General features: G+C 66.3%; 21 protein-coding genes and 1 pseudogene. 6 read left to right on the top strand and 16 right to left on the bottom strand.

Translation table 11 applies throughout. From position 1 onward, the window contains the following. Positions 1–315 precede the first annotated feature (315 nt). The 13 genes from ACLQI9_RS11195 to ACLQI9_RS11135 all read right to left on the bottom strand — a co-directional run bounded on the left by ACLQI9_RS11195 (position 316) and on the right by ACLQI9_RS11135 (position 9,419). Positions 316–1,701, bottom strand: a complete 1,386-nt coding sequence (locus ACLQI9_RS11195; protein WP_442379125.1) for a phage major capsid protein — start codon at positions 1,699–1,701, stop codon at positions 316–318. Positions 1,702–1,866: 165 nt separating this feature from the next. Next, positions 1,867–2,019 (bottom strand): hypothetical protein, encoded by a 153-nt coding sequence (locus ACLQI9_RS11190; RefSeq protein ID WP_442379123.1) that lies wholly within the window; start codon positions 2,017–2,019, stop codon positions 1,867–1,869. Positions 2,020–2,109: 90 nt separating this feature from the next. Then, positions 2,110–2,493, bottom strand: a complete 384-nt coding sequence (locus tag ACLQI9_RS11185; RefSeq protein ID WP_442379121.1) for a hypothetical protein — start codon at positions 2,491–2,493, stop codon at positions 2,110–2,112. Next, entirely contained in the window at positions 2,433–2,762 is a 330-nt protein-coding gene (locus ACLQI9_RS11180; protein ID WP_442379120.1) for a hypothetical protein, read from the bottom strand. The genes ACLQI9_RS11185 and ACLQI9_RS11180 overlap by 61 nt, the downstream gene beginning before the upstream one ends. After that, positions 2,759–4,441: a hypothetical protein gene (locus ACLQI9_RS11175; RefSeq protein ID WP_442379118.1), complete on the bottom strand. Its 1,683-nt coding sequence runs from the start codon at positions 4,439–4,441 to the stop codon at positions 2,759–2,761. The genes ACLQI9_RS11180 and ACLQI9_RS11175 overlap by 4 nt, the downstream gene beginning before the upstream one ends. After that, positions 4,438–4,743, bottom strand: a complete 306-nt coding sequence (locus ACLQI9_RS11170; RefSeq protein ID WP_442379116.1) for a hypothetical protein — start codon at positions 4,741–4,743, stop codon at positions 4,438–4,440. The genes ACLQI9_RS11175 and ACLQI9_RS11170 overlap by 4 nt, the downstream gene beginning before the upstream one ends. Positions 4,744–4,842: 99 nt before the next feature. Then, complete coding sequence (locus ACLQI9_RS11165; RefSeq protein WP_442379114.1) at positions 4,843–4,968, bottom strand: hypothetical protein; 126 nt, start codon at positions 4,966–4,968, stop codon at positions 4,843–4,845. Then, positions 4,965–5,144, bottom strand: coding sequence for a hypothetical protein (locus ACLQI9_RS11160; RefSeq protein WP_442379113.1), 180 nt, complete (start codon positions 5,142–5,144; stop codon positions 4,965–4,967). The genes ACLQI9_RS11165 and ACLQI9_RS11160 overlap by 4 nt, the downstream gene beginning before the upstream one ends. Further along, positions 5,141–5,557: a hypothetical protein gene (locus tag ACLQI9_RS11155; RefSeq protein WP_442379111.1), complete on the bottom strand. Its 417-nt coding sequence runs from the start codon at positions 5,555–5,557 to the stop codon at positions 5,141–5,143. The genes ACLQI9_RS11160 and ACLQI9_RS11155 overlap by 4 nt, the downstream gene beginning before the upstream one ends. Positions 5,558–5,878: 321 nt before the next feature. Continuing rightward, positions 5,879–6,280 (bottom strand): hypothetical protein, encoded by a 402-nt coding sequence (locus tag ACLQI9_RS11150; RefSeq protein ID WP_442379109.1) that lies wholly within the window; start codon positions 6,278–6,280, stop codon positions 5,879–5,881. A 91-nt stretch (positions 6,281–6,371) separates the two neighbouring features. Beyond that, a complete protein-coding gene (locus tag ACLQI9_RS11145) occupies positions 6,372–6,848 on the bottom strand; it encodes a hypothetical protein (protein WP_442391684.1) in 477 nt (158 codons plus the stop codon). Between the two features lie 245 nt (positions 6,849–7,093). Beyond that, positions 7,094–7,594 carry a hypothetical protein gene (locus ACLQI9_RS11140; RefSeq protein WP_442379105.1) on the bottom strand — a complete coding sequence of 167 codons (501 nt, stop codon included), beginning with the start codon at positions 7,592–7,594 and terminating at the stop codon, positions 7,094–7,096. A gap of 127 nt (positions 7,595–7,721) precedes the next feature. Further along, on the bottom strand, positions 7,722–9,419 hold the full coding sequence (locus ACLQI9_RS11135; protein WP_442379104.1) for a protein kinase domain-containing protein: 1,698 nt from the start codon (positions 9,417–9,419) through the stop codon (positions 7,722–7,724). A gap of 171 nt (positions 9,420–9,590) precedes the next feature. Between ACLQI9_RS11135 and ACLQI9_RS11130 the strand changes: the two genes are divergently transcribed. The 5 genes from ACLQI9_RS11130 (at position 9,591) to ACLQI9_RS11110 (ending at position 23,239) form a co-directional block, all read left to right on the top strand. After that, positions 9,591–10,802 carry a low temperature requirement protein A gene (locus ACLQI9_RS11130; RefSeq protein ID WP_442391690.1) on the top strand — a complete coding sequence of 404 codons (1,212 nt, stop codon included), beginning with the start codon at positions 9,591–9,593 and terminating at the stop codon, positions 10,800–10,802. Between the two features lie 69 nt (positions 10,803–10,871). Continuing rightward, the gene (locus ACLQI9_RS11125) at positions 10,872–11,588 is read left to right on the top strand and encodes a DUF1906 domain-containing protein (RefSeq protein WP_442379102.1); all 717 of its coding nucleotides are present in this window, start codon (positions 10,872–10,874) and stop codon (positions 11,586–11,588) included. A 486-nt stretch (positions 11,589–12,074) separates the two neighbouring features. Then, positions 12,075–21,335: a fatty acid synthase subunit beta domain-containing protein gene (locus ACLQI9_RS11120; RefSeq protein ID WP_442379100.1), complete on the top strand. Its 9,261-nt coding sequence runs from the start codon at positions 12,075–12,077 to the stop codon at positions 21,333–21,335. 76 nt (positions 21,336–21,411) lie between these two features. After that, complete coding sequence (gene acpS, locus ACLQI9_RS11115) at positions 21,412–21,804, top strand: holo-ACP synthase AcpS (protein WP_442379098.1); 393 nt, start codon at positions 21,412–21,414, stop codon at positions 21,802–21,804. Positions 21,805–21,913: 109 nt separating this feature from the next. Continuing rightward, the gene (locus ACLQI9_RS11110; protein WP_442379096.1) at positions 21,914–23,239 is read left to right on the top strand and encodes a dipeptidase; all 1,326 of its coding nucleotides are present in this window, start codon (positions 21,914–21,916) and stop codon (positions 23,237–23,239) included. On the opposite strand, the pseudogene ACLQI9_RS11105 reads toward ACLQI9_RS11110, so the two are convergent. Together ACLQI9_RS11105 and ACLQI9_RS11100 are read right to left on the bottom strand one after the other, a co-directional pair. Then, positions 23,236–23,310: pseudogene (locus ACLQI9_RS11105) on the bottom strand (peroxiredoxin); the annotation flags it as partial. The gene ACLQI9_RS11110 and the pseudogene ACLQI9_RS11105 sit on opposite strands and share 4 nt — an antisense overlap. 119 nt (positions 23,311–23,429) lie before the next feature. Then, positions 23,430–23,564, bottom strand: a complete 135-nt coding sequence (locus tag ACLQI9_RS11100; RefSeq protein ID WP_442379094.1) for a hypothetical protein — start codon at positions 23,562–23,564, stop codon at positions 23,430–23,432. Positions 23,565–23,696: 132 nt separating this feature from the next. On the opposite strand from ACLQI9_RS11100, the gene ACLQI9_RS11095 reads away from it, so the two are divergent. Further along, positions 23,697–23,966: a DUF4242 domain-containing protein gene (locus ACLQI9_RS11095; RefSeq protein ID WP_442379092.1), complete on the top strand. Its 270-nt coding sequence runs from the start codon at positions 23,697–23,699 to the stop codon at positions 23,964–23,966. Between the two features lie 3 nt (positions 23,967–23,969). Here ACLQI9_RS11095 and ACLQI9_RS11090 read toward each other — a convergent pair whose 3' ends face one another. Further along, a complete protein-coding gene (locus tag ACLQI9_RS11090) occupies positions 23,970–26,870 on the bottom strand; it encodes an ATP-binding protein (RefSeq protein ID WP_442379090.1) in 2,901 nt (966 codons plus the stop codon). Positions 26,871–26,979 lie beyond the last annotated feature (109 nt).

Genomic DNA, 26,979 nt, shown 5'->3' with positions numbered 1-26,979 from the left:
GTTCATGTGGGGCGCTCACTCCGTCAATCGTCGCCAGCCCTGAGCTCCTCGACCCACCCTGCGCCGGGCCAGCGGCTTGTTAGCAGCAGCACGACAGCAGACCAGATAACTAAGGCCAACCATCCTCGCCAGTCACTAGGCAATGTCCAGATGGCAACGGCCCCGCCGTCCCGACTGGCCAACGGCGATACCCATCGAGCCGGTCCCGCCAAGCAAGTCCGCTAATCCGCAGTCAGTCCGCAGTTGTTTCGACGACAAGACGTCAGCCATATTCCCTGTCCGCCTTCGTTCGGGAGGAAGAGGCCGTGGATCTCCTCACCACGTCGGCGCCGACAACCCCGAGATCTCGACGATGCTTGCCGGGTAGCGAGCTGCCGAAAAAGCCAAATAACCGTAAAGCTGCAACAGCACCGTGAGGTTCTGCGCCTTGGTCTCCGGTAATACCCTTGCCCTGATCCCGGACTCCCACAACACAACGTCGGATGCGCGCAGCACATACACCGGGTCCTCATCGCCGCCCGTGCCCAGGTTGGTCTCGATATTGGGGTCGGTCACCACCGGCAGGCCTTGGATACTGCCGACTACCTGCTGGCTGGCGACCTCCTCCAGGATCCCCGCGGCGTTGTACGGCCGGTTGGCGTCGGGCAGAAACAGTGGCCGCTGCTGGGTGTCGAGCAGGGCCAGGAACCAGCCCCAACGCCGGGGGTGCATGACGACAACCTCGGGCGGCTGGAAGCGGGTCGTGTGAATCGTCTGGATCGCGTTCGCGATGGCGCTGTAGACACCCTGGATGTCGACGGTGGATACGGCGATGCTGCCGATGTTCGGCGTGTTGTTCACGCCGAGGACTTGGCCGTTGGTGCCGCTGCCGGACAGGCACTGCGTGTCGAGCTGGCTGGCGTAGTCGGCAATCAAATCCCTGAACACCAAGTCGTCGAACGCAATTGGGCTTTGGTCGAGAAGTTGGATCGCAACACCTTGCTGGCCGCTGATCGTCCGAACCGGCGCGTTGATGAAGGTGTCCGTCAGGTCCACGTCCTGCACCGGTGTGTTGTCGGCGGTCTGGACCGCTGTGGCGGTCCCGGTCAACACCTTGGGGATGTTGATCGAGTCCGTGCCGCCCGGAAGCGGCTGGCGCTGAACGAGATTGGCGAACGCCCGCCCCGGACGCGCCAGCTCGACGTACTGGTTCATCAACCAGGCCGGTGGCACCGCGTATCCACCGGAGCCATCCACACGGGACAGATCGCGGTGCTCTTGGAAGGCGGGATGATCGACGACCTGCTGGGCGTGGGAGCCCAGCCGGGCGCGGGACTCACCGTCGCTGTCCAAATTCAACGACAGCCGGATCAAATCGCGGCACCAGGATTGGTGGGGGTCGCCGCGCCGGTAGATGAGGTCGCGGGCGTCAGCATGGTTCATGGTGGTGTTCCTTGAAGTGGTCTGTGGGTTCGTTGGGCTCAGCCGCGACAGGTGCGCCGGCATCTGGGATCGGGCAAGGTCCTCGCGGTATTCGGCGATCTGCGCATCGAGGGCGGTCAGGTCGGACCGCGCCTGGCGGTAGCGGCGGTCCTCGCCCTCGCTGAGCGTCTGGCGGCCCTGGTCGCGGGCCTCCAGGAGCATGCCTTCGGTGGCCGCGCGAACCTGCTCGCGGCGCGCTTCGAGCTTGGACAGGAATTGACGATTGGCGGTGCCGGGCATGGCCGAATGCTCCGATTCGATGACGCGACGAAGGAACCACCGAATGCCGAGTTCGCGCTAGGCGTGCAGCCGGATCGAACGTGGGGACGTGGTGAGCGCCGAGCCTGCGCTGGGCCGAAGCCGGATCAGGCGTGGACGCCGAAACACGTCGTGGTGCCGTAAATGCTACGACTGCAGCGCGTCGCCCAACAAGCGGTCTTCCTCCGCGCGTCGCCACGCCTCACGGGCATCCAGCACCGCGTCATAGCCCGCGTGGATCTCCTCTTCGGTCACCGGACCGTGGCGCTCCCGCTCAGCGGCAAGCCAGTCATCGCACATGCGCCGAATCTCCTTCGCGTAATTACCCCCGGTACAACCCACCCCAGCCAACCTCCGCTAGTCGCTTAGCGTTTGAATTAGGCGGCCCTTTTACAGCTTCTGCGCCAGCGCCAGCGCTTCCCCTCGCCGCATCCGCTGGCCGGTGATGTTGGCGGGGCCGTGTCGGAAGTGAAGGGGCGGGTTGAATTCCGCGGGCATCGGCCACATCTCCGGCTTCAGGTCACCCCACCGACGCGGGTACAGCGCCGAGAGCTCGTCGCGTGAGGGCGGCGGCGCGGACTCGGTAGCCACGTGCACGCCGCCATCGCCGTTCGTGTACGCCAGGACGTGAACGCCCTCGCAGCGCGGGCCGCAGCGCGGATCGCACAGCACGCGGATCGCCTCCACCGCCTCGGCCTTGTCGGCCCACAGCGTCATCTCGACGGGATCGCGGCACAGCGCGTCGCGAAGGCAGACGATGGCTGCGCGGGCCATAAACCGACATCATCGCTCATCACGCGAATCTCGGTGTCGGCGTCGGCGTTGGTCGCCGGCTGCGGCGACGCTCCGGTGAACGTGACCGAAGCGTCGCCGGTAAAGCAGCTCGTCCAGGTTCGAGCGGCGAAGATCGCCACCGGCGTCATGGGCAGCGGTTTGGGCGGGGCGCGCAGCACCCACAGCGAACCATCGGCGCGCGTGGCGACGTCGTCGCCTTCGGCCTGAACGGTGCGGCCGGTGGACAGGGAAATCAGGTAGGTGGTCATGATTCGTCCCAGCCTTCGCGTTCGGCCTGCTCGTCCAGCTTCTGCAGCTGCTCCAGGTCGAAGTCCCTGCCGCCGTAGCCCGTGTTGTAGTTCCTTCCGTCCACCCGCGCGTTGACCTTCGCCCGGAGTTCGCGGCGGGTCTGCTTGTCGATGCGCAACTGCGCCAGCCTGACGTAGCCGGACTCGATGTGGTCCAGGTCGTCCTCCATCTCCCGGACGTAGTGGCGCTTCTGGCTGGCGGTCATGGTGGGCCAGATGGCGCGCAGCTCCTCCGCGTCGCTCAGGTCGCGCACCACGCCCTCGTCCGGGTGGAGGTCATCATGCAGCTCGCTGAGGATCTTGTACGCCCCATCCGTGAACGGGTGGTGCCGCACCTCGCGCGGATCGATCTCTCCGGTCTGATCCCCCCAGCGGTCGGGTCCGTGCAAGAACGTCATGGCCTCGCAGTGGCGCTCCAGCTCGGCCACGACATCGACCAGTTCGGCGATCAGGGTGTCGATGGGGCGCGGGGGTGCCGGTTCGGCCTCGACCGGCGGCGGCTTCGGTACGTCTGGCTTCGGAGGCGGCTCCGGCGTCGGCTCGTCACCTGCGGTTTCCGGCTCGTCCAGTTCGACCGGCCCGTCCAGTTCGACCGGCTCGGGCTGTGGCTCCGGGCCCGCGGTCAGGGTGCGAATCTCATCGGAGGTGAGAGCAGCCTTGATGAGCTGGTCATCCTTCATCACGTCGTAAACGGGCTGACCATCACGCTCGCCGGCGCAGACCGTCCTAATGCCGACCGCCCAGCCGCTCGGCCCCTCCGTCACCTTTTCGGACTGCTTTTCGGGCGCGGGCTCCTTGCGGGGCCGTCCTCCCCGATTCCGTTGCGGGACAACAGGTTTAACATGTGTTAAACCTCTGAGGTCGCGGGAGACGGTCATCGTCGCCACCTTTAGCAAGTCTCCGATCTTGGCCATCGACCAGCCGGAGCCGTACAGGTCGGCGGCGATCTTCCTGCGGTCGGCCGGGCTGATCTTCTCAGCGCCGACGTTGGAAGCGATCGCCAGCGCGGCACGGGCGGCATCCCCCGCGACGCCCTCACCGAAGCGGACGGTTTCGATAACCGGCTCGATGCCCAGTTCCTCGGCGACGTCGAGGCGGCGGTGCCCGACGATGATCACCCCGTTCTCGTCCTGGATGGCGGGGAGTTGACGCAGCCAGCCGAGCTGACGCATCGACTCGCGCAGCTCCTTGAAGCCCTCGGCGGTGTAGCTGCGGACGTTCTCACGCCACTTCCCGGTCTCCGGGTTGAACAGGTCGGGCAGCTTCGGCGGCTGGATCAGAAGCTCACCACGGACCTTCAGGGTGTCCACATCGACACCCTCGGCCAGCCGGAACGGTCTGGTTCCGTCATAGAAGAAATCGCCCGTGGTCCCGATCTCGATGGCACCGGGGTTGTCGGCGTTGATGTCCACGACCGCCCGCCGGATCAGCCACCTCTTGGCGTCATGCTCATCGAGCTTCCCGCTAGTCTGGCCGAGTTCATCCTTGATGTCCTCGCGCAGCTCGGCCAGGTTGTTGGGTTTCGGCAGCGTGTAGTTATCAGCCAGGGTGTCGAGTTCGACCCAGTCATGACCGGCGATCTTCAGCGCCTCGGCAAGGTAGCGAGCGCGGTCATCTTCCAGGTCGTGAACGTCGGTCATGCGTCCTCCTGCCATTCGCGGATGTCGTCGTCGAGTGCGGCCAGCACGTCCTCGATGTGCAGCACCAGGGCACCAACGGCCTGGTGTAGATCGCGCACCGCCGTGCCGGGGTTCTCAGCGGAGCCCAGCGCCAGCGCCGCCTTCTGCGCGAAGGTCCGCGCACCGCGCAGACGGCTGCGCACGTATCGCGCAGCGGCCAGGGTGTCGACGACTTCCAGCTCGCTGGCGGCGCGGCGGTACTTGGTCTGCGCTGTTCTCACCCAGCCCCTGGCGCGGCGTAGGTCGCCGCTACTCGTTGTCATTTTTGTTCCTTTCCTACAAAGTGCGGCGACAGTTTGCCGCCACTACCAGCCATTTTACCAGTTAATCCTGTGAAAGTTCTTGCGCCCCAACGACTTTCGTCAACGCTTACCCTTCTTGGCGCGGACGCGAGGCACCGCCGCGGGCAGGGCCGGCGTGATCTTGCGGGGGTGCGGGACGATGCGGACCTGAACGGCGGGCGGGGTCTTGTGGCGGCGCTTGCTCATCGCCGGACCTCCTCGTCGAGCTTCTCTAGCTCCTCGGCGTACACGCGGTCGTAGGTCTCGGCGTACGTCTCGTCATAGACCTCCTTCGCTGCCTCCTTCGCGGCCTCGTCGGCGATCTCCTTCGCTACTTCGAGCGCAGCCTCATATGCCTCGGCTGCGGTGTCGTATGCGTTCATCCGGTTTCCTTTCGTTGGTTCCGACGCCAGTCGGCGTGGTTCTCGGCGTAGGTGCCGAAGCTCAAATTGGGCAGCCGCGGATTGTGTCCGTCGTCATCGCGGTGCAGGACAAGTTGGCCGATCGGCTTGGCACCGACGAAGGAACCCATCACCACGTCGTGCAGATACCGCCGGCGACCGCCGAGGGTCACGCGGTCGTAGCGACCGCTGTGGTCGATGGGCACCAGGCGCAGGGTCCTGGCGTCACGCACCTGCGCCTCGGAGCTGACTTCGAAGCGGCCCTCGAAGCCGACGACCGGAACCCACAGCACCGCGTCGATTGCGCCGTTGCGGATGAGCAGGGTGCATTCGCGGCAGCAGTTGCTCGTGGTCGCCGGAGCCAGGATGCAGTCGCACAGCTCGCAGCGGCTCACGCGGACCACCGCCCTAGTAACGTCCCCGGCCAACAGCACCGGCTGAGCAGATGGCAGTGAGTGGGTAAACAGTCCGATTTCGCAACCAGCATCAGTACGACCGTGCGGAACTCGCGCCAGCGAGTTTCGTACGGCGCTTCTGTAACCGTGGGGTGCCCCGGTAGGTAACTACCTACGGTGTTCTTACTTAGTCTTCTTTGCTCAACCCACGGTGGTTGAGGGTGCCCCAACCAATTTGGTTGAGGGTCAAACGGCCTTACCCTCAACCCCTTGTGGTTGACCCCCCTCAACCGTTTTGGTTGAGGCTCCCATGCCCGAACCTCAACCATTTTGGTTGACCCCCCGGCCCGCCACGATGATCGGCTGCGAGTACTTCTCGACCTCCTCGGCGGTGAACTGCCGCCCGTCGGCAAAGAAGACGTACTCGCGTTTCACAACCCCACCGCCGTCGCGCTGGTACTCGCGGATCACCAGCCGGGAGTGGATCACCAGGCTGGCGAGCGCCGCGCGGGCGCGCCGCTGGTTCTTGCCCCAGAGCAGTTGCCTGCTGATCTCGACCGCCGACGTCTCCCACCCGTCTGTGTGTGACAGCAGCAGCAGCAGGACGGTGAAGGCGTCGGGTCCCAGTTGAGCTGCGCCGTGGCGGATCAGCCCATTGGCGACCTTGGTGTAGTCCCGGCCTGGTGCGCTGCCGATGCGGTGGATCGGATTCCGGCCACTCATCGCCGGCCCCCTTGTCGGCGGGGGGCGTTACGATGTCTGCATCCTGTGCCGGATGATGTGGCCCCTGGTTCCCGCCGGGGCCATTCGGCTTTCATGGGCCATCACCGGCCTGCACCTCGGCCTCGATGCGTGCCAGCTCGGCGTTCACCTCGGCCTCGGCCGCGTCGAGTTCCGCATCGCGCGCCGCGCGCCGCTCATCCACCGCGCGCTTGCGTGCCCTGACGCCCTTGATCGAGTTGGCCTTGCTGTATGCAATCCGCGCGGCGTGCGCCCGTTCCCACTGCTGGGGCGTCGCCGTGTCCGGGTCCACGTCAGCGCCGTAGAGCCGGCGAAGGTGCCAGAGGTCGCTGGTGAAGTTGTTGAGGTGCGCGTTGCGCAGCCGTTCATTGCGGTCGGCTACGCCGCTCCACCCGATGTAGGCGGCGTAACGGCTGTCTTCGCTGTGCTGTTCGGGGGTTCTCGCCACGCTGCCTCCGTCAAACGAAACGGCGCACGGCGGGCGGTTGCCCACCGTGTTGGGCGCGTCGTTGCGCCCTGCCATCTCTTTGACGGGGTCTGTGCTAGCCACCCGGACGGGGTTGCAGTAACCCCGGCTACATACCAGGGTACGGGGGGTCTCGGGGTATCACAACCCCCGTTTTCGCTGGTCAGAGGGTGTTTTTCTACCAGCGCGCTGCTAGATACCAGGAAGCGGTACCTGTACCGCTAACTTACACATATTGAAGCGTATAGGTAACGTCATAACCCATGCGCTACCTGCTGTTTCCGCTGGTAGCGTATGGTTTATCTGCGGAATACTTAGCAACTACAGCGTTATGCGCGCTCGGCCGTCATGTTCATTTCAAGTGTCCCCTGGCACGCGCCGCTCAAGATGTCGGTGTGCATGGTCCCGGAAAGCGTCCCGTCGGGTTGAGGTGTGTAGCGCACGTGGGCTCGGGCCGGATCCCATTCGATCGTAGTGTCGGGCATCATGCAGTCCCATTGGAATTCGCTGGCTTGCGTCCAGGACGACCCATCCCAGGTGAATTGAACCGGTTGCGGAACCGTCGGGTTCCTTGGCGGAGGGCCGCTAATGATCGTGGCGATGCACTTTCCGCTCGTACAGCTCGACCGGAATCCGTAGGTATCGGTGTACTGCACCTCAGCCTGACTGGCCGCCACGCTAGTCCCATCCTTGGGACCAACGATGAACGTGATCGCGTATTCGCCGTTCCAGGACGGAGGGTCGGCGGAGGCAGTTGGGGGAAGCGACAGGGCGATTGCGAGCGACGCGGCGCACAAACCGACGAAACTGCTCAGACGGTCCGGGACCATCGTTTTCTCCTCAGCGTCCGCAACGACCTTGGAACTATAACGCTCCGACCCGCAACGCGACTCAGACGAAAATGATGGCCAAGTAAAAGAAGTAATCAGCGTGCTGAAGTATCGCGATGCGTTTGGGTCACCCTCCGAGGGGTCCCCAGGCGGATCCGCCGGGTGTGTTCAGGCAGACGACAGGTGCGCCCGAGTTCGACGTGGCTGTCGTGCCCTCGGGGCCGCAGGGCATGCCGACGGCAGGCCGGGTATCCAGGTCGGCTGGGGTGGTCGAAGTCGTCGGTGGCGGCGAATGCGGTTTGGTTGTGGTCGCCACGGTCGTCGCTGGCGGCGAATGCGGTTTGGTTGTCGTCGCCACGGTCGTCGCCGGCGGCGCAGACGAGGTCGCCGGCGGAGCGGTCGTCGCTGCTAACGAAGGTGTGGGTTTTGGGGGCGTGGTGATCACGGGAGCCGGAGCGGTGACCATGGGCGGCGGGATGGCCGTCGCTGGTGCGGTTCGTGGCGGCGGGACTTTGGTCACCGAGGACGAGGTTTCGACACTAGGTGACGTGTCATCGGACTCAGAGGCCGAACGCAATGCCATGACGCCCACTAACCCACCCACCGCCACCGCCATGATGGTGACGACGAGCCCTGCCATGTGCAGTCGCCGGCGACGGCGCGACGCCATCGAACTGTCGTCGGTCGCAGCGCTCCACGCGTCATTTTCCGCGAACGTGATGGCATCGTCGACATCAGTGTCAGGTAGGACATCTGGTGGGGCGACGGCCTCGCCGACTTCGGCAGCCGCGGGAGCGGGTGCAGTCGCAGCCGGCCGAGGGGCTACAGCCGCTGCCGGCGGAGGGGCTACGGCCGCAGCCGGCGGAGCGGGTACAGCCGCAGCCCGAGCTGGTAGCGGGGATAAGGGCGGCTCGGTCGGCGCTCCATTATCGGTCTTCGGCACCGTGACGAGCGCGGCGGCGCCAGCGTTCCGGGTGGACAACTTCAGGCTGCACCTCGCCTCGAGCGCTTTGGCGAAGTCTCGACACTGCTCGAATCTCTCGTTGGGTGCTTTCATCAGTGCGCGGGCAAAGGGCGCGTCGAAGTAGATCAACTCGGGTTTGACATTACTTGGCCGTGGTGGTGGTTCGTTGAGGCTCTTGCTGATCACCACGGTGGGGTTCATGTGCTGAAACGGTGGCGATCCGGTCAACAGATGAAACGCGGTGCCCGCCAAGCCATATTGGTCAGCTCGGCCGTCGATCGAGTCGTCGATCAGCTGCTCGGGCGCTGCATAGCTCACGGTGCCAATGCCCAGGTTCGCCCGGGTCAAACTGTTGATCTCGTCGGCGCGTCGGGAGATACCGAACCCCGTCAGGAGAATTCGTCGTCTGGCGGACTCCGAATTGGTGAGCAGAATGTTGCTCGGATTCACATAACCGTGGACCAGACCTTGCTCGTGCGCGTAATCGAGCGCGTCCGCGATCGCGGAGACGATCTCGATCACCATGTCAGCCGGCATGCCGTCGGGATAGGTGTCAGTTAGCAGCTGTGCCGCGTCGGTGCCGTCGACGTAGTCCATCGAAAGCCATAACCGATCCTCGAACTCACCCCGGTCGTAGAGGCTGACGAGGTGCGGATGCCACAGAGCAGCTGCCCGGGCGGACTCCTGGCTGAACCGGAAGCGGTACTCCGGGTCGGTTGACACGTCGGCCGACAGAATCTTGAGCGCGTACTGGCGCGGCAACCTCGGGTGTTCAACCAGATAGAGCTCACCGATCTGTCCGCGCCCAAGCAGCCGAACAACATGGAAGTCGGCGGCCGTCGCACCACTGACCAGCGGCATGGGGAGGATCGTACAAGCTAACGCGTGAAGCCGAGGGTTCAGTGCTGGCGCTTGGACCTGCGCACACGCGCGGCCACCTGCGTGCGGACCCGCGAGTGTGATGAGAATGTCCGGGTGAGCGAACCCGGAAGCCACCAGACCGGCGCGGCGTTCGCGCACCGGCTCCGCCGGATGTCGGGCCGCGACCCTCACCAGCCGCATCGGGTGGCGACGCCGCTGGAGCTGCTGTTCGACCTGACGTTCGTCATCGCCTTCGGGGTAGCCGCATCGGAATTCGCGCACACGCTGGTCACTGGCCACATCGGTGCCGGGCTGGCCAGTTTCTCATTTGCCACCTTCTCCGTCAGCTGGGCGTGGATCAACTTCAGTTGGTTCGCCTCCGCGTATGACACCGATGACTGGGTGTACCGGCTGACGACGATGCTGCAGATGGTGGGCGTCCTGGTGCTCGCCCTGGGGATCCCGCAGGTGTTCTCCTCGATCGCCGGCGGCCAGCACGTCGACAACCGGGTCCTGGTCGCCGGTTATGTGGTGATGCGCATCGCCATGGTGATCCAGTGGCTACGCGCCGCGAAGCAGGACCCCGATCGGCGGTCCGCCTGCCTCGCATACGCGACCGCCATCACCGTCGCGCAGGTCGGGTGGATAGCCGTTGCCATCGCCGACAACTCCGAGAGAGTCACTTTCATCCTGATCGCCGTGATGATTGCCATCGAGCTGACGGGTCCGCTGCTCGCCGAAAAGCGGATGGGCGGGACGCCGTGGCATGCACACCACATTGTCGAGCGAAACGGGCTGCTGACGATCATCGCGCTCGGCGAAGGGGTGGTGGGCACGGTTGCCTCACTGTCGGCGGTGGTCGCTGAGCAGGGTTGGACGACCGATGCCGTGTTGGTGGCGGTAGCCGGTACAGGTTTGACCTTCGGCATGTGGTGGGTCTATTTCGTGGTGCCTGCTGCCGATCTGCTGCACGCTCATCGGGATCGCTCGTTCGGCTATGGCTACTCCCATATCGTGCTGTTCGGTTCGATCGTCGCCACCGGAGCCGGGCTGCATTCGGCCGCGTACCACATCCAGCATCGCTCGGAGTTGGATTCGGTCGCCACGGTCGTGGCGGTAGCGGTGCCCGTCGGCGTCTACATCGCTGTGGTGTTCGGGACCTACCTGCTGCTGGTGCGAACCTGGGATGCCTTCTATGCGCTTGATGTGCTGATAGGCCTGTTGGTGTTGAGCCTGGCGGTAGGGCTGGCGGCCGCCGGAATTTCGACGACGGTGTGTCTGCTGGTGGTGATGGCGGCGCCGGCGGCGATCGTGGCGAGTTTCGAGTTGTTCGGGCATCGCCAGCTGGGGGACATGATGGCCAGACACGCCGGTCGATCCTGATGCAGATGTAACCAGTGGCGTTGATGTGGTAATTGATGCATTTGTCGTACTCTGTGACAGGTGACGCTTATGTCGCGGCGCGACGTGCTGAAATTCGCCGCAGCGACACCTGCCTTGATCGGTCTCGGTGTTGCGGCGGGGTCGCTGGGCGCCCCGTCGGCCTCGGCGGATGGACTGGGCGTCTTGCTGGATTACGCGGCCGGAGTGATACCCGCCAGCCAGATCAGGGCGGCCGGCGCCGCGGGCTCGATCCGCTACGTATCCGATCGTCGGCCTGGCGGATCCTGGATGCTGGGCAAGCCGATGCAAATCTCCGAGGCCCGCGACCTCAACCAGAACGGTCTCAAGATCGTCTCCTGCTATCAGTACGGTAAGCAGAGTTCTGCCGACTGGCTGGGTGGTCAAAGCGCGGGCGTCGCCCATGCCCGGCGGGGGTGGGAGCTGCACACCGCCGCCGGTGGTCCGGCCGGCGCCCCCATCTACGCCTCCATCGACGATGACCCGTCCTACGAGCAGTACAAGCAGCAGGTCGCGCCTTACCTGCGAGGCTGGGAGTCGGTCGTCGGCCACCAACGGACCGGCGTCTACGGCAACTCCAAGACGATCGACTGGGCGCTGCAGGACGGCTTGGGCTCCTACTTCTGGCAGCACAACTGGGGCTCGCCGGGGGGATACACCCATCCGGCCGCCAATTTGCACCAAGTCGAGATCGACAAGCGCAACGTCGGCGGCGTCGGGGTCGACATCAACAACATCTGCAAGCCCCAGTTCGGTCAGTGGGCCTGAGCTGAGCTGACCCGCGGGTAAGTTTCCAGCAAACTTCCGCCGCCCGGTATGGCGGCCCGATTCTCGTCGATCACTGCGCGGCACGTCGTCAGGCGTTGACCGGCACGCCCGGCGGAGCACAGATTTATAAGATAACGATTGCATAACAATACTGCCTTGATCTGCGCTGTTATTGCTACTCGACCGTAACCACCTGCATGCAGCAGGTTTGTTCTGCAGGCCCTCAGCCGTGGTTGAGCGGACTGTTACCTAGGGCACTGTTACCCGCGCGTAGAACTCACCAGTAACCGATTCGCGCAGGAAACTCCCACTGGTTCTTATGACACTCTTATGGCAGCCGATGACGCCCCCTCGGTCGGCCCGCCGAAGCCGGGTCAGTCGACACGCGGTTGGCTGGACGGGGGCTCGGTCGGATTTGGACGACATCCGCAGGGCAGCGCGGCTCTGAAACGCAAGGCGATAAGCGCTCTATAGGGAGATACGCACGTGACGATCTACGAGCACCACCGAGTGTCCGCTGACCACGACGGGATGACCGCGGAGGCCACGCAGGGCACTCATGCTCTGGTCGATCGTCTGACCGCCGGCGAGCCCTATGCCGTTGCGTTCGGCGGGCAGGGCGGCGCGTGGCTGGAGACGCTGGAAGAGCTGGTGTCTTCGGCGGGCATCGAATCGGAGTTGGCGACGCTGGTCGGCGAGGTGGACCTGCTGCTCGAGCCGGTCGCCAAGGAGCTCGTCGTGGTCCGTCCCATCGGCTTCGAGCCGATGAATTGGGTACGCGCGCTGGCTGCCGAGGACCCGGTGCCATCCGCCAGGCAACTCACGTCGGCCGCGGTGTCGTTGCCCGGCGTGCTGCTGACCCAGATCGCCGCTATCCGCACCCTTGCGCGGCAGGGCATGGACTTGCAAGCCACCCCGCCGGTGGCCGTCGTCGGACACTCGCAGGGCATTTTGGCCGTGGAGGCCCTGAAAGCGGGCGGAGCACGCGACACGGAGCTGCTGGCCCTGGCGCAGCTGATCGGTGCCGCCGGCACGCTGGTGGCCCGCCGCCGTGGAATCTCGGTCCTCGGTGATCGCTCACCGATGGTGTCGGTCAGCAACGCTGACCCCGAGCGCATCTACCGGCTGCTCGACGAGTTCTCCCAAGACGTCCGGACCGTGCTGCCGCCGGTTTTGTCGATCCGCAACGGCCGGCGTTCGGTCGTCATCACCGGCACCCCCGAGCAGCTGTCCCGCTTCGAGCTCTACTGCAAGCAGATCTCGGAGAAGGAGGAAGCCGACCGCAAGAACAAGATCCGCGGCGGCGACGTCTTCGCGCCGGTCTTCGATCCGGTTCAGGTCGAGGTGGGCTTCCACACGCCACGCCTGGCCGACAGCATCGACATCGTCGGCGACTGGGCGGAGAAGGTCGGCCTCGATGTCGGATTGGCCCGCGCGATGGCTGAGTACATCCTGACGCAGCCGGTCGACTGGGTCGACGAGGTCGTCAGGGTCCACGAGGCAGGCGCTCGGTGGATTCTTGACCTGGGGCCCGGCGACATCCTGACCCGGCTGACCGCGCCGGTGATCCGTGGTCTCGGCATCGGCATCGTGCCGGCCGCGACCCGCGGCGGTCAGCGCAACCTCTTCACGATCGGCGCCGTCCCCGAGGTGGCCCGTCCCTGGTCCAGCTACGCCCCGTCGGTCGTCACCCTGCCCGACGGCAGGGTCAAACTCTCGACGAAGTTCACCCGGCTGACCGGCCGGTCGCCGATCCTGCTGGCCGGCATGACCCCGACCACCGTCGACGCCAAGATCGTCGCCGCCGCGGCCAACGCCGGCCACTGGGCCGAGCTCGCCGGCGGGGGGCAGGTCACCGAACCGGTCTTCAACGACCGCATCGACGAAATGTCCCGGCTGCTTGACCCCGGTCGGACTTACCAGTTCAACGCGCTGTTCCTCGACCCGTATCTGTGGAAGCTGCAGGTCGGCGGAAAACGGTTGGTACAAAAGGCCCGCCAGTCCGGCGCACCGATCGACGGCCTGATCGTCAGTGCGGGCATCCCCGAGCTGGAAGAGGCTGTCGAGCTGATCGACGAGCTCAACGAGATCGGGATCAGCCACGTGGTGTTCAAACCGGGCACCATCGAGCAGATCCGCTCGGTCATCCGCATCGCCACCGAGGTGCCGACCAAGCCGGTCATCGTGCACATCGAGGGCGGCCGTGCGGGCGGCCACCACTCCTGGGAAGACCTGGACGATCTGCTGCTAGCCACCTATTCGGAATTGCGGTCGCGGCCCAACATCACCGTCTGCGTCGGCGGCGGCATCGGCACCCCCGAGCGGGCGGCCGAATACCTGTCCGGGCGCTGGGCCGAGTCCTACGGCTTCCCGTTGATGCCGGTCGACGGCATCCTGGTCGGCACCGCGGCGATGGCAACCAAGGAGTCCACGACGTCGCCGTCGGTCAAGCGGATGCTAGTCGAGACGCAGGGCACCGATCATTGGATCAGCGCCGGAAAAGCCCAGGGCGGCATGGCATCCAGCCGCAGCCAGCTCGGCGCCGACATCCACGAGATCGACAACTCCGCTTCGCGTTGTGGACGGCTGCTCGACGAGGTCGCCGGAGACGTGGAAGCGGTCGCGGAGCGCCGCAACGAGATCATCGCTGCGATGGCCAACACCGCCAAGCCGTACTTCGGCGACGTCGGGGAGATGACTTACCTGCAGTGGCTGCAGCGTTATGTCGAACTGACCATCGGCGACGGCGACAGCACGGCTGACACTGCCGCACCGGGCAGCCCGTGGGTGGCCGACACCTGGCGCGACCGGTTCGAACAGATGCTGCAACGAGCCGAGGCGCGGCTGCACCCGCAGGACCACGGCCCGATCGATACCCTGTTCGCCAGTTCGGACGAAACAGGTGTGCGGCTGCTGGAGAACCCCGACGAGGCCATCGCCGCACTGCTTGCGCACTATCCAGACGCCGAGACGGTGCAACTGCACCCGGCCGATGTGTCGTTCTTCGTCACGCTGTGCAAGACGCTGGGCAAGCCGGTCAACTTCGTCCCGGTCGTCGACAAAGACGTCCGGCGCTGGTGGCGCAGCGACTCGCTGTGGCAGGCGCACGACGCCCGCTACGACGCCGACCAGGTGTGCATCATCCCCGGCACCGCCGCGGTCGCCGGCATCACCCGGATGGACGAACCGGTCGGCGCATTGTTGGACCGCTTCGAGGAAGCCGCGATCGACGAGGTGCTGTCGACCGGCGTGCAGCCGACGCGCGTGACCGCGCGTCGGCAGGGTCGCGTCGACCTGCGTGGGCCGCTGGCCATCGTGCTCGACGCCCCGGATGTGCTGTGGGCCGGCCGCGTTGCCACCAACCCGGTGCACCGCATCGCCGATCCCGCCGAATGGCAGGTGCACGACGGACCGGAAGAGCCACGAGCGACTCATTCATCCACCGGCGCTCGGCTACTGACCGACGGTGACCAGGTGGTGCTGAGCGTGCCGATCGCCGGAACGTGGATCGATATCCGATTCAGCTTGCCCGCCAACACGATTGACGGCGGCATTCCGGTTGTCCGCACCAAAGACGCCATTGAAGCCATGCGCTCGGTGCTCGCCATCGCCGCCGGAGTCGACGGTCCGGACGCGCTGCCCCGGGTGCACAACGGGACGACCACCGTGACCGTGCCATGGGACCCCGAGCAGGTGGCCGACCACACCGGGGTCACCGCCATCTTCGGGGAGCCGCTGGCACCCACCCTCACCACCGTGCCCGACGCTTTGGTCGGTCGATGCTGGCCCGCGGTCTTCGCGGCCATCGGCTCCGCGGTCACCGCTTCCGGTGTCCCCGTCGTGGAGGGCCTGCTGAGCCTGGTGCATCTGGACCATTCCGCGCACCTGGTTGGCACGCTGCCCAAGATGGCAGCTGAATTAACCGTTACCGCAACCGCTTCGGTGGCCACCGATACCGAAGTCGGTCGAGTGGTCCCGATCTCGGTGACGGTTGCCGGAGCAGACCGCACAGTGCTTGCCACCCTCGAGGAGCGGTTCGCAATCCGTGGCCGCACCGGCGCTGCCGAACTGACGGACCCGCTGCGGGCCGGTGGCGCGGTATCCGAGAACGCCACCGACACGCCTCGGCGCCGCCGGCGGGACGTCACGCTCCCCGCCCCGGTTGACATGCGCCCGTTCGCGGTGGTTTCGGGCGATCACAACCCGATTCACACCGATCGGTCTGCCGCACTGCTGGCCGGTCTGGAATCGCCGATCGTGCACGGAATGTGGTTGTCCGCGGCGGCACAACATGTGGTGACCGCCACCGACGGCCAGGCCCGTCCTCCTGCTCGACTGGTCGGCTGGACAGCTCGCTTCCTGGGTATGGTGCGCCCCGGCGACGAGGTGGACTTCCGGGTTGACCGCGTCGGAATCGACCAGGGTGCAGAAGTTTTGGAAATCGCGGCACGCATCGGATCCGACTTGGTGATGTCGGCGACGGCGCGGCTGGCTGCGCCCAAGACCGTCTACGCGTTTCCCGGTCAGGGCATCCAGCACAAGGGCATGGGCATGGAAGTTCGGGCCCGCTCGAAGGCTGCCCGCAAGGTGTGGGACAAGGCGGATAAGTTCACCCGCGACACGCTGGGCTTCTCCGTGCTGCACGTGGTGCGCGACAACCCGACCAGCATCATCGCCAGCGGCGTGCACTACCACCACCCCGAGGGCGTGCTCTACCTGACCCAGTTCACCCAGGTCGCGATGGCGACGGTGGCGGCAGCTCAAGTCGCCGAGATGCGCGAGCAGGGCGCGTTCGCGGAAGGCGCGATCGCGTGCGGCCATTCCGTCGGCGAGTACACCGCGCTGGCCTGCGTGACCGGCATTTACGAGCTGGAAGCGTTGCTGGAGACGGTGTTTCACCGCGGCTCCAAAATGCATGACATCGTGCCGCGCGACGAGCTGGGGCGCTCGAACTACCGGCTGGCGGCGATCCGCCCGTCGCAGATCGATCTCGACGACGCCGACGTGCCGGGGTTTGTCCAGGACATTTCAGCGCGTACCGGAGAGTTCCTGGAGATCGTGAACTTCAACCTGCGCGGCTCGCAGTACGCGATCGCCGGCACGGTGCTAGGGCTGGAGGCGCTGGAAGCCGAGGTGGAGCGGCGCCGTGAGCTCTCCGGTGGTCGACGCTCGTTCATCCTGGTGCCGGGCATCGACGTGCCGTTCCACTCGCGGGTGCTGCGAGTCGGTGTGGCCGATTTCCGCCGTTCGCTGGAGCGGGTGATGCCGCGCGACAAGGATCCCGATCTGATCATCGGGCGCTACATCCCCAACCTGGTGCCGCGGCCCTTTACTCTCGACCGCGATTTCATCCAGGAGATTCGCGATCTGGTGCCGGCCGAGCCCCTCGACGAGATCCTCGCCGACTACGACACCTGGCGCACCCAACGGCCGCGTGAGATGGCGCGAACAGTCGTCATTGAGCTGTTGGCCTGGCAGTTCGCCAGCCCGGTGCGCTGGATCGAGACTCAAGATCTGCTGTTCACCGAAGTGGCTGCGGGTGGTCTGGGTGTGGAGCGGTTCGTCGAGATCGGCGTGAAGTCGGCGCCGACCGTCAGCGGACTCGCCACCAACACCCTCAAGCTGCCCGAATATGCGCACAGCACAGTCGAAGTGCTCAACGCTGAGCGCGACGCCGCGGTGCTGTTCGCCACCGACACCGACCCCGAGCCTGAGGAAGAGCTCGACGAGGCTTCGGATTCCGCCGCAGCCGCGGCGGAGGGTGCGCCCAGCCCCGATGTCGCACCAGTCGTCGCCACGGCTCCCGCCGCAGCTCCGTCCGGCGCTCCAAGACCCGATGACATTCCGTTCGACGCGGCCGACGCCACCCTGGCTCTGATCGCGCTGTCGGCCAAGATGCGCATCGACCAGATCGAGGAGTTGGACTCCATCGAGTCCATCACCGACGGCGCGTCGTCGCGTCGGAACCAATTGCTGGTCGACCTGGGTTCCGAGCTGAACCTCGGTGCCATCGACGGCGCCGCCGAGGCCGACCTGGCCGGGCTGCGGTCACAGGTGACCAAACTGGCACGCACGTATAAGCCTTACGGGCCAGTACTTTCCGACGCGATCAATGACCAGCTGCGGACCGTGCTGGGACCGTCCGGCAAGCGACCCGCGGCCATCGCCGAGCGGGTGAAGAAGACCTGGGAACTCGGCGACGGCTGGGTCAAGCACGTCACGGTCGAGGTCGCGCTGGGGACCCGGGAAGGCACCAGCGTTCGTGGCGGCTCGATGGGGAACCTGCACGAGGGTGCCTTGGCCGATACCGCCGCCGTCGACAAGGCCGTCGACGCCGCGGTCGCGGCGGTGGCCGCACGCCGCGGGATTGCGGTGGCGCTGCCGTCGTCCGGTGGTGGCGGGGGTGCGACCGTCGACGCCGCGGCGCTGGGTGAGTTCACCGAGCAGATCACCGGCCGCGACGGGGTGCTCGCATCGGCGGCCCGCCTCGTGCTGGGTCAGTTGGGGCTCGACAATCAGGTCACCGTGCCGCCGGCCGCCAGCGATGCCGAGCTGATCGACCTGGTCACCACCGAACTTGGCGCGGACTGGCCGCGGTTGGTGGCGCCGGTGTTCGACGGCAAGAAAGCTGTGGTGTTCGACGACCGCTGGGCCAGCGCCCGCGAGGACCTGGTCAAGCTCTGGCTGATCGACGACGACGAGGCCAACGCCGACTGGGCGCGGTGGTCCGAACGGTTCGAGGGCGCCGGCCACGTCGTGGCGACCCAGGCGACTTGGTGGCAGGGCAAGTCACTCGCGGCCGGGCGTCAGATCCACGCCTCGCTGTACGGCCGGATCGCCGCCGGCGCGGAGAACCCGGACAAGGGTCGTTACAACGACGAGATCGCGGTGGTGACCGGCGCGTCCAAGGGTTCGATCGCCGCGTCGGTGGTCGGACAGCTACTCGACGGCGGCGGCACCGTTATCGCGACCACGTCCAAGCTCGACGACGAGCGGCTGGCTTTCTACCGGGCGCTGTATCGCGATCACGCCCGCTACGGCGCCGCCCTCTGGGTGGTGGCGGCCAACATGGCGTCCTACTCCGACATCGACGCGCTGGTCGAATGGGTCGGCAGCGAGCAGGCCGAAAGTCTTGGCCCGCAGTCGATTCACATCAAGGACGCGCAGACTCCCACACTGCTGTTCCCATTTGCGGCACCCCGTGTCGCCGGCGACCTGTCCGAGGCCGGTTCGCGCTCGGAGATGGAAATGAAGGTGTTGCTGTGGGCGGTGCAGCGGCTGATCGGCGGTCTGTCCAAAATCGGCGCCGAGCGTGACATCGCCTCGCGGCTGCACGTGGTGTTGCCCGGCTCGCCCAACCGCGGCATGTTCGGCGGCGACGGCGCCTACGGCGAAGCCAAGTCGGCGCTCGACGCCGTGGTGACCCGGTGGCAAGCCGAGTCGTCGTGGGCGCAGCGGGTCAGCTTGGCGCACGCGTTGATCGGTTGGACCCGCGGCACCGGGCTGATGGGCCACAACGACGCGATCGTCAGCGCCGTCGAAGAAGCCGGTGTGACAACGTATTCCACCGACGAGATGGCCGGCATGCTGCTCGCGCTCTGCGACATCGAATCGAAGGTCGCTGCCGCTAACGCGCCGATCAAGGTGGACCTGACCGGCGGGCTCGGCGACGTCGACCTGGACATGGCCGAACTCGCCGCCAAGGCGCGCGAGGATCACGCGGCGAGCGCCGCAGAAGATGGCGCCGAAGAGACCGACGCCGAGGGCACCATCGCCGCGCTGCCGTCCCCGCCGCGCGGCTTCACGCAGGCTCTGCCGCCGGAATGGGACGACCTCGACGTCGACCCTGCCGATCTGGTGGTCATCGTCGGCGGCGCCGAACTCGGCCCGTACGGCTCGTCGCGCACCCGCTTCGAGATGGAGGTCGACAACGAACTGTCCGCCGCCGGTGTGCTCGAGCTGGCCTGGACCACCGGGCTGATCCGTTGGGAAGACGACCCTCAACCCGGTTGGTACGAAACCGAATCGGGCGAATTGGTCGACGAGGCCGAGCTGGTCGAGCGTTACCACGACGCCGTGGTGGAACGCGTCGGCATCCGTGAGTTCGTCGACGACGGCGCGATCGACCCCGACCACGCCTCGCCGCTGCTGGTGAGCGTGTTTTTGGAAAAGGACTTCACGTTCGTCGTCTCATCGGAGGCCGACGCCCGTGGGTTCGCCCAGTTCGACCCGGAGCACACGGTGGTCCGGCCCATCCCCGATTCCAGCGACTGGCAGGTTACCCGCAAGGCGGGCACCGAGATCCGCGTGCCGCGCAAGACCAAACTGTCGCGGACCGTCGGCGCGCAGATCCCCACCGGGTTCGACCCGACCGTGTGGGGCATCAGCCAGGACATGGCCAACTCGATCGACCGGGTGGCGCTGTGGAACATCGTCGCGACCGTCGACGCCTTCTTGTCGTCGGGTTTCACGCCGACCGAGCTGATGCGATGGGTGCACCCGGGTTTGGTGGCCAGCACGCAGGGCACCGGTATGGGCGGCATGACGTCAATGCAGACGATGTATCACGGCAACCTGCTCGGCCGGAGCAAGCCGAACGACATCTTGCAGGAAGTCCTGCCGAACGTCGTTGCCGCACACGTGGTTCAGTCCTACATCGGCAGCTATGGCGCGATGATCCACCCGGTCGGCGCGTGCGCCACCGCGGCGGTCTCAGTCGAGGAGGGCGTCGACAAGATCCGCCTCGGCAAGGCCGAGTTGGTGGTTACCGGCGGCTTCGACGACCTGACGCTCGAGGCCATCATGGGCTTCGGTGACATGGCCGCTACCGCGGACACCGCCATGATGCGCGACCGGGGCATCGCGGACTCGAAGTTCTCCCGGCCCAACGACCGGCGCCGGCTCGGATTTCTGGAAGCGCAGGGCGGCGGCACCATCCTACTGGCCCGCGGCGACCTCGCGTTCAAGATGGGCTTGCCGGTGTTGGCCGTGGTGGCCTTCGCGCAGTCGTTCGGCGACGGCGTGCATACCTCGATCCCGGCCCCGGGACTGGGCGCGCTGGGAGCCGGCCGCGGCGGCAAGGATTCCCCGTTGGCCCGCTCGCTGGCCAAGCTGGGTGTCGCCGCCGACGACGTCGCGGTGATCTCCAAACACGACACTTCGACGTTGGCTAACGACCCCAACGAGACCGAGCTGCATGAGCGGCTGGCGGACTCGCTCGGACGTTCCGCCGGCGCGCCGTTGTTCATCGTGTCGCAGAAGAGCCTCACCGGGCACGCCAAGGGCGGCGCGGCGGTCTTCCAGATGATGGGGCTGTGCCAGATCTTGCGAGACGGGGTAATCCCGCCCAACCGCAGCCTGGATTGCGTCGACGACGAATTGGCCGGCTCCGCCCACTTCGTGTGGGTACGCGACACCCTGCAGCTGAACGGCAAGTTCCCGCTGAAGGCCGGGCTGGTGACCAGCCTCGGGTTCGGCCACGTGTCCGGCCTGGTGGCGCTGGTGCACCCGCAGGCCTTCTTGGCCACGCTGGACGACGAGCAGCGCGCCGACTACCAGCGACGGGCCGACGCGCGTCTGCTGGCCGGTCAGCGCCGGCTGGCCTCGGCGATCGCCGGCGGCCGCCCGATGTACGAGCGGCCCGCGGACCGTCGTTTCGATCACGAGGTGTCCGAAAAGCGACAGGAAGCGGCGATGTTGCTCGACGCGGAGGCGCGGTTGGGCGACGGCGACGTCTACCCCCGGTGAGCATCCGATAGGTTCGCAACCCATGAGCTGCGCCGGCGATGATGCAGAGCGCACGCGATGAGGAGGAGCGGCGCCAATGAGCATTGTTGGAGTGGGGATCGACGTTGTTTCCATCACGGATTTCGCCGAGCAGGTCGACCAGCCCGGAACGGTGTTCGCCGAAACCTTCACTCCTGGTGAGCGCCGCGATGCCTCCGACAAGAGTTCGTCGGCGGCACGCCACCTGGCGGCGCGCTGGGCGGCCAAGGAGGCGGTGATCAAGGCCTGGTCCGGGTCGCGTTTCTCCCAGCGGCCGGTGCTTCGCGAGGACATCCATCGCGATATCGAGGTGGTCACCGACATGTGGGGACGGCCGCGGGTGCGGTTGACCGGGGCCATCGCCAAGCATTTGGCCGACGTGACGATCCATGTGTCGCTGACCCATGAAGGCGACACCGCTGCCGCGGTCGCCATCCTCGAAACCGAGTAGCGTTGCGGCGCTGCAAGGCCACCGAGATCGACGTTAGTGCGCTTTTGTTGCTCATTTTTCGCGCTGGCGTCGATCTCGGCGTTGCGGAAATACCGCTAGCCTCGAGATCGTGAGCGATCTCGTCGAACGCGTCCGCGAGGTACTGCCATCGGTTCGCCGTGACCTGGAGGCGCTGGTATGCATCGAATCGGTGTGGGCCGACCCGGCCCGCCGCGGTGAGGTGCAGCGCAGCGCCCACGCCACGGCGGATCTGCTGGCGCAGGCTGGTTTTGACGATCTGCAGATCGTCAGCGAGGGCGGTGCACCCGCCGTCATCGCCCGCCATCCGGCCCCGCCGGGAGCGCCGACCGTGCTGCTGTACGCCCACCACGACGTGCAGCCCGAAGGCGATCCCGGGCAGTGGACTTCACCGCCTTTCCAGCCGACCGAACGCGATGGCCGGCTATACGGGCGCGGCAGCGCCGACGACAAGGCCGGTATCGCAACGCATTTGGCGGCGTTTCGGGCTCACGGCGGCCAACCTCCGGTGGGGGTGACGGTGTTCGTCGAAGGTGAGGAGGAGTCGGGTTCGCCGTCGCTGGGACGTCTGCTGGCTGCGCACCGTGACGTGTTGGCCGCCGACGTGATCGTCATCGCCGATTCGGACAACTGGAGTACCGACGTGCCCGCGTTGACGGTGTCGCTGCGCGGGCTGGCCGACTGTGTGGTGGAGGTCGCCACCCTCGATCACGGCTTGCACTCCGGCCTGTGGGGAGGCGTTGTTCCGGACGCGCTGATGGTGCTGGTGCGGCTGCTGGCCAGCTTGCACGACGACGACGGCAACGTCGCGGTGGCCGGTCTGCACGAAAGCACAGCCGCCGCAGTCGATTACCCGCCCGAACGGGTGCGTGCGGAATCGGGCTTACTGGATGGAGTCAGCGAAATCGGTTCCGGCTCGGTGCCGCAGCGGCTGTGGGCCAAGCCGGCGATCACCGTGATCGGCATCGACACCACGTCCATTGCGGCGTCGTCGAACACGCTGATCCCGCGCGCTCGCGCGAAGGTCAGCATGCGGGTAGCCCCGGGCGGCGACGCGGCTGCGCACTTGGACGCGTTGCGCGCCCACCTGGAACAGCACGCTCCGTGGGGTGCACACGTGACGGTTACTCCCGGGGACATCGGTCAGCCCTACGCCATCGATGCCAGTGGCCCGGTCTATGACGCCGCCCGGACGGCGTTCCGGCAAGCCTGGGGCACCGAGCCGATCGACATGGGGATGGGCGGCTCGATCCCGTTCATCGCCGAATTCGCCGCCGCTTTCCCGAAGGCGGCGATCCTGGTCACCGGCGTGGAGGACCCGGCGACGCAGGCGCACAGCATCAACGAGAGCCTGGACCTGGGTGTGCTGGAACGGGCCGCGACGGCTGAGGCGCTGCTGCTGGCTAACCTGGCCTAGACCGACAGGTCGCGGCGCAGCTTGGCCACGTGCCCGGTGGCCTTGACGTTGTATTGCGCGACAGAGATCTTGACAACATGGCGAAGCAGGCACTTCGAGCCGTCATCGGAGCGCGTGTGTCGCACCTGGACGACGACAAACAAAACACCCTCAAGGTAGTCCGGAGGCAGATTGGGCTTTGACCTGCATGTCACGGTTGGCGGTGTTTCAGTATTGGCGTTTGCCGCACCAACAGCGGCGCCGCCGACGTTGAGACGAACGGCAACGCTTTGAGCCGTTGGCGCAGCTGCAGGTCGACGCCGTCGCCACACTCAACCTCGGCCACGAGGCGTGTGACCTCTTCCTGAATGCCCAGTGCCGTTGGCAGAACCCAGCCACCTCGAACACGCCTGATCCCAGGTCTTGACGATTCTTCACGGCGTAGGTTCGACTCCAAGACAATGAACAGGAGTCCGCCGTGCCCATATTCATGGTCGAGCGCAACTTCGCCGAGGAACTAGAACCCAGCCTGGACGCCGCCGATGGAATCAATCGGATCAATGACCAGGAGGGCGTTCGCTGGTTGTACTCGTTTCTGTCAGCGGACAAACGAAAGACGTACTGCCTATATGAGGCACCGTCGCCGGAGGCCATCAGAACCGCGGCCGCGCGTGCCGGTCTTCCCGCCGACGTCGTCGTCGAGGTAAGCGAGCGCGTCCTGCCGGACGGCGCATTGTCCGACATCTGATCCTTACGCGAGCAGCTGGTGATCGGCGGCGTACATCGCTGCCTGCGTACGATTCGCGGCACCGGTCTTGATCAGGATGCTGCGAACGTGGTTGGCCGCGGTGTTGGTGCTGATGTAGAGGCGTTCGCCGATCGCCCGATTGCTCAGCCCCTCGGCAAGCAGCCTCAGCACTTCGACCTCCCGGCCCGTCAGACCGTCCGGGCCCGTTGCCAGCAACGAATCCACCAGGTCGACGACCCGGGTCTGGCCGATCGGCGCGGCGACGGCGCGGGCCTCGTCTGCCAGGCGCCGGGCTTCTTCGGTACGACCACATGACGCCGCAAACAAGGCTTGCCGGGTCAGCGTTTCCGCAATGTGAACCACCGAGCCCATCCGACGGTCCATCTCAAGCGCCGCGTCGAAATGATGCTCGGCCGCACTGTTGTCACCGCCGAGCGCCGCGATCCGAGCGAGGTATCGGTCGGCGCTGCCGAACAGCGCCACGAACTGACCGGCCAGCAGGTTCTTGCCCGTATAGCGGGCAACGAACGGGCGTAGCGCGTGAACCGCTTCGCGGTTGCCCAGCTCTAGGGCCGCCTCCACCATGAAGACCAGCTCCATCGGCCACTGCGCCTCGTCGGTGTGATCGCCGAGATTGCGGTTGAGCAGCTGATTCAGCGCGCGGGTCATGCCACGCTCACAGTCGAGCGCGGTATACAGCGCAAGCAAGCCGGGCAGCCAGCGGCCGGCGAACGTTTCGCTGCCGTCGACAAACCCGCTGAACCTGTTTAAGCCTCCGGTTTCGCGGTGGATCAGAAACATCTGGACCCCGTGTGAGCCCTCGGTGTCGTCTCCGCCGAACGAATGACCCGCGCGCAATGCGATATCAGCCCAGCGTTCGGCACCGGCGAAGTCGCCGCGTAGATAGGCCAGCGCCTGCTCGACGCATGCGCCGACAAAGCCGAAGAAGGGTTGCCCGCAGGCTTGGGCCGCTCGCTGCATGTGGGCGGCCGACGCGGCTAGCCCGTCGGGCCGACCGGCCACATAGCTGACCATCGCGCCGAAGTGTGAGGCCGACCCGAGCGTCTCGTGGTCGCGGCGCGCTAGCGCCATCCGCGAGGCCTCGGCCGAACGCTGCAATTGGATCTCGCATAGCTCCGGGGTGAGACCGTGCCAGAGGCTCGTCGTGAGAGTGTGCAACGTCACCGCTGGATCCTCGGCGACCCGCGCGCGTTCGATGGCGCGGCTACCGATTTCGCGAGCATGTGCCGACTCGCCGGCAAACGCCAGCGCGCGTCCAAAACTGCCGAGAGCCTGCACATAGCGTGGGTCGTCGGTGTTCAACCCGCACGATTCCAGCGCCGATGCCAGCAGGTCGGCCGCCTTCGAGTCAGCGCCCCAGCGGCGCCAATTCGCGTCCTCGTAGCCGACGGCTGCCTCCAGCCGGATGAGCGGGTCGTCCATCGCGCTAATGCGTTCGTAGATGGCCCGCGCGCGGGAGAAATCACCTGCGCGCACGTGGTTCGCGGCCGCACCGAGGTTCATCCTTGCCCGATCCGCGAGGCTCAGCTCGGGAAGCGATGCCGCACGCTCGAACCATTTCGCGGCGTCCTCATAGGCCAGGCTCTGTTCGGCCATCCGGGCCGCCTCACGCGCGTATCGCAACGCCTGCTCGTGGTAGCCCAGCACATGCGCCCGCAGGTAGTGGTTGGCCAGGCGGGGAACAACCGATGGGTCTGCACGCCCCTCAAGGGCTTCGGCGGCCCGCGCGTGCATGATCCGCAGCTGGGATGCCGCCATCCCATCGACCACAGCCTCCCGGGTCAGCGCGTGCACGAAAGAGAATTCGCCATCGGAGTCGCGAACCGGTCGGATCAGTCCGATGCCTTCGGCCGAATCGATCGCTGCCAATGTCGCGGGGAGATCGGTCTCGCAGCTCGCGATGAGCGCGGGCAGATCGAACGTTTGACCCAGGACCGCTGCCTGCTCGATCACCGCACGAACGCCGGCACCTAGTCCGCCAAGGCGGCGACCGATGGCGTCACCGATCGACGCCGGAACCCTCTGTTGCGAACTCAACGTGGCTATCCCGCCCCGGATTTCCAGGTCGTTGCAGAGTTCGGTCAAGAAGAACGGATTGCCGCCGGTTTTGTCGCGCAGCAGGGCCGCTGCCGTGCGCGCCGACGCAGGGGTCAATTGCTCTGTTTGGCAGACAAACTCGGCGATCGCCTCGGTGTCCAGACCCGCGAGGTCCAGGCGCCGGACACCGTCGAATCTGTGCAGTTCGGCTAGCCGGGTGACGAGCTCGTCGGAGCGGTCCGGTTCGGTGGTGCGGAATGTGGCCACCAGCAGCATGCGGATATCGGCACAGCCGATCAGCACCTGTTCGAGCATCGCAAGGGTGGGCAGCTGCGCCCAATGCAGGTCGTCCAGTATCAACGCGATCGGCCGATCGATCGCCAAGCGCCGCAGGAAGCCGGTCAACGCGTCGAAAAGAGCACGCCGGGCCGCGCCGACGTCCGCCGCCCGTCCACTATCGGGCAGATGCCGATCCACCTGGATAGTCAGCCGCCGCAGCTGTGGTCCCGCGTCTGCCAGCGCGTCCGCCATCGAACCTGGTGGAGCGGCGATCAGCAGCCGGTCCAGTGCCTCGGCGAACGGTGCGTACGGGACGTCCGCGTCGGCCGTCGAGCTGCCCACGAGCACCGCAACGCCGTGGTCGGCCAGCGTTCCGGCAACCTCCGCGGCCAGGCGCGTCTTACCGGCCCCGGGCTCACCGCCGATGAACACCGCCTGGCGATTGCCGCGCTCGACCCGCTCCCAGGCCTGCTCGAACGTCGCGAGTTCCCCGGCGCGGCCCACGAGCGGGCCGCGGCGACGCGCGATCAGCTCGGCGGGAAGCGGTGGCGGCACCCACTGCGCCATGGAATCAACGTAACCGCGTGGGTGTTCGCTGGTCGATAGTCAGATCTGACTATCGTTGGATACCTCGGAAATGCCTCGTCATGGTCATGACGCACGACCTCCTCGCCTC

It is taken from the genome of Mycobacterium sp. (assembly GCF_052143115.1).
Classification (GTDB): Bacteria; Actinomycetota; Actinomycetes; order Mycobacteriales; family Mycobacteriaceae; genus Mycobacterium.
Note: the sequence above shows the minus strand (reverse complement) of the source record. Positions and strands in the feature narration are given on the sequence as shown.

Coding starts and splice junctions, on each gene's coding strand:
- ACLQI9_RS11195 (WP_442379125.1), bottom strand. CDS start 1,701: ATGCCCGGCACCGCCAATCGTCAATTCCTGTCCAAGCTCGAAGCGCGC.
- ACLQI9_RS11190 (WP_442379123.1), bottom strand. CDS start 2,019: ATGTGCGATGACTGGCTTGCCGCTGAGCGGGAGCGCCACGGTCCGGTG.
- ACLQI9_RS11185 (WP_442379121.1), bottom strand. CDS start 2,493: ATGGCCCGCGCAGCCATCGTCTGCCTTCGCGACGCGCTGTGCCGCGAT.
- ACLQI9_RS11180 (WP_442379120.1), bottom strand. CDS start 2,762: ATGACCACCTACCTGATTTCCCTGTCCACCGGCCGCACCGTTCAGGCC.
- ACLQI9_RS11175 (WP_442379118.1), bottom strand. CDS start 4,441: ATGACCGACGTTCACGACCTGGAAGATGACCGCGCTCGCTACCTTGCC.
- ACLQI9_RS11170 (WP_442379116.1), bottom strand. CDS start 4,743: ATGACAACGAGTAGCGGCGACCTACGCCGCGCCAGGGGCTGGGTGAGA.
- ACLQI9_RS11165 (WP_442379114.1), bottom strand. CDS start 4,968: ATGAGCAAGCGCCGCCACAAGACCCCGCCCGCCGTTCAGGTCCGCATC.
- ACLQI9_RS11160 (WP_442379113.1), bottom strand. CDS start 5,144: ATGAACGCATACGACACCGCAGCCGAGGCATATGAGGCTGCGCTCGAA.
- ACLQI9_RS11150 (WP_442379109.1), bottom strand. CDS start 6,280: ATGAGTGGCCGGAATCCGATCCACCGCATCGGCAGCGCACCAGGCCGG.
- ACLQI9_RS11140 (WP_442379105.1), bottom strand. CDS start 7,594: ATGGTCCCGGACCGTCTGAGCAGTTTCGTCGGTTTGTGCGCCGCGTCG.
- ACLQI9_RS11135 (WP_442379104.1), bottom strand. CDS start 9,419: ATGCCGCTGGTCAGTGGTGCGACGGCCGCCGACTTCCATGTTGTTCGG.
- ACLQI9_RS11130 (WP_442391690.1), top strand. CDS start 9,591: ATGTCGGGCCGCGACCCTCACCAGCCGCATCGGGTGGCGACGCCGCTG.
- ACLQI9_RS11125 (WP_442379102.1), top strand. CDS start 10,872: ATGTCGCGGCGCGACGTGCTGAAATTCGCCGCAGCGACACCTGCCTTG.
- acpS (WP_442379098.1), top strand. CDS start 21,412: ATGAGCATTGTTGGAGTGGGGATCGACGTTGTTTCCATCACGGATTTC.
- ACLQI9_RS11090 (WP_442379090.1), bottom strand. CDS start 26,870: ATGGCGCAGTGGGTGCCGCCACCGCTTCCCGCCGAGCTGATCGCGCGT.